The organism is Virgibacillus sp. AGTR, assembly GCF_016919725.2.
In the GTDB taxonomy this organism is placed as follows: Bacteria; Bacillota; Bacilli; order Bacillales; family Amphibacillaceae; genus Virgibacillus; species Virgibacillus salarius.
This window is the reverse complement of the sequence record NZ_JAJERH010000148.1, coordinates 1-1,831: the sequence shown is the minus strand read 5'-3', so window position 1 is coordinate 1,831 and position 1,831 is coordinate 1. Positions and strand designations below refer to the sequence as shown.

Annotated in this window: 2 protein-coding genes; one reads left to right on the top strand and one right to left on the bottom strand. The window is 34.4% G+C overall.

What is annotated here, in order from left to right; genetic code table 11:
• Positions 1-590: 590 nt before the first annotated feature.
• The gene (locus JUJ52_RS22845; protein ID WP_228089231.1) at positions 591-908 is read right to left on the bottom strand and encodes a hypothetical protein; all 318 of its coding nucleotides are present in this window, start codon (positions 906-908) and stop codon (positions 591-593) included.
• 147 nt (positions 909-1,055) lie between these two features.
• On the opposite strand from JUJ52_RS22845, the gene JUJ52_RS23815 reads away from it, so the two are divergent.
• Positions 1,056-1,172 (top strand): glycoside hydrolase domain-containing protein, encoded by a 117-nt coding sequence (locus JUJ52_RS23815; RefSeq protein WP_374489225.1) that lies wholly within the window; start codon positions 1,056-1,058, stop codon positions 1,170-1,172.
• Positions 1,173-1,831: the final 659 nt, after the last annotated feature.

Below are 1,831 nucleotides of genomic sequence, written 5' to 3'. Positions count from 1 at the left end.
AGGTATTTTGTGCGTTCAAATAAACATACAGCTGAAGAGCTTAAAGCATATATATTTCGAAAGGAAACCAGGCTCACTTTCAATGTTTCATAACCTCACTTATAACCTTCATTTGCTTCTTTACTTCGTATTCCCGTATTCATCTAATACCGATATATTAATGATTCATATATACCTTTATAATACCCAGTATCTTGGGTTTGAAACAACAGACCGACTTATGGTTCATGGCTTGATATAGATTCCAATAGGGTTTAGAGTTATTAAAAGAAAATTTAACCCCCCTTTGGAAAAAGCTTATTTATTTAAATTGATATAAGTAGTTGAGAGTGTAAAATATTTTGTGTAAATAGAAATACCAATTAAACAAGTTCATAGAAAAAGGAAGACCCTTTTTGTAGAATAAAGTTAGCACACAAAATTCACAGAAAAGAGGTCTTCCCTATGAACCATCTTACTACAGATTTAATTGAAGCACCAATTTATTTCGCAACGGAAGACATGTACTATTATTCAATGCAATAAGACAGAAGGAACACCATTCAAGTGTTCCTTCTGTTCCAGAGAACTAATTCCTATGAGTTTCTCCACTAAAATTTTATTTGTGGAGAATAAATGCTAGTGAAGACTTCGCTTGGATTCATTAAGTCAATTTTCACTCTCATCTGAGCATTTTTAGCGGCAATATTGGTGAAACTTCTGTGGGATGGGCTATCTGGGCTTACATAGCCATTTCTCGTATCAATGGTTGACCATCTGCCGTTTGTGTAACGCTGGAGTGACATCTTCCAGTTATACCAGATGTGGCTTCCTTCTAAATAAAAATCAATTCCAATTGTTCCTGGGGCTGATGAAATACAAACACGACCTGTTCCACCTGCAACGATTGATGTGCTTTTACAAGACATAATAACATTCCTCCTAATGATTATTTATTTGATGTACATCTATTAATAGAAAGAGTGTATTTTCTTAAAAAGTAAACCAAAGTTTAAAATATCTTAAAGTTTATAGATGGTCATATTGAAGTAGACTGTATAGAATCAATCATCGCTATGAACAAAGCTTACGAATTAGGATTCCCTCCTGGAACAACTATTTATTTCGTTGTTGATTACGACGCATATGATTTTGAAGTAAGGATAATATTATCCCTTACATGGCTTCTGTAAGAAGAATTTTCTATAACCATCGCACAGAAAATTTTGATTATAAAGTAGGAATATACGGCGCCAAAATACCTGCATTCAGTGTATGACCGATTCCAGGGTTCATGCAGACCATAGCTTTGTCGCAAATATGTCTACAGGATTTAGCGGAAACTTAGGGTTTCCTATGCGGGAAACTGGTCATTTGAACAGTTTTTTTGAAACAGATATTTCCTCGAATGTCAACTGAAAGAACATTTTAAGTTTACCGATTTTCCAAGATCTAAAGGTTAGTCATGTATCATTTTTGGTTTTGATAGAGGAGGCTCCAGAATTTCACTTAGATTAGTTGCTTTTTTTCAGCGCAAATAAACATACCCAGAAGTACGTTTTTTTCTGTCTATTTAATTGCCAAATTCAAAGTGTTCATTCAAGCTGGTGAGGACTTTTTGGTTTTTCTATGTATTTGAAGTGCTGAATACCAACGTCCTTTTCGAGTATTGCCTTCATCCCCGCTGAAAAATGGTATAGATGCATTTTTATTTGATCTTTTGCTTTAATACCCTTTGCCCGTTCTATGACTTCATGAAAAAGTTTCTCCACTTTCAAAGTCATGAAGGTACACTATCTTTAAGTAAGCCTTCTATTTTTCTGCCAGAAAAAACAGATTGGGTATAGGCACA

Excerpts from the sequence above, each read along its gene's own strand:
- JUJ52_RS22845 (WP_228089231.1), bottom strand. The coding sequence starts at position 908 with ATGTCTTGTAAAAGCACATCAATCGTTGCAGGTGGAACAGGTCGTGTT.
- JUJ52_RS23815 (WP_374489225.1), top strand. The coding sequence starts at position 1,056 with ATGAACAAAGCTTACGAATTAGGATTCCCTCCTGGAACAACTATTTAT.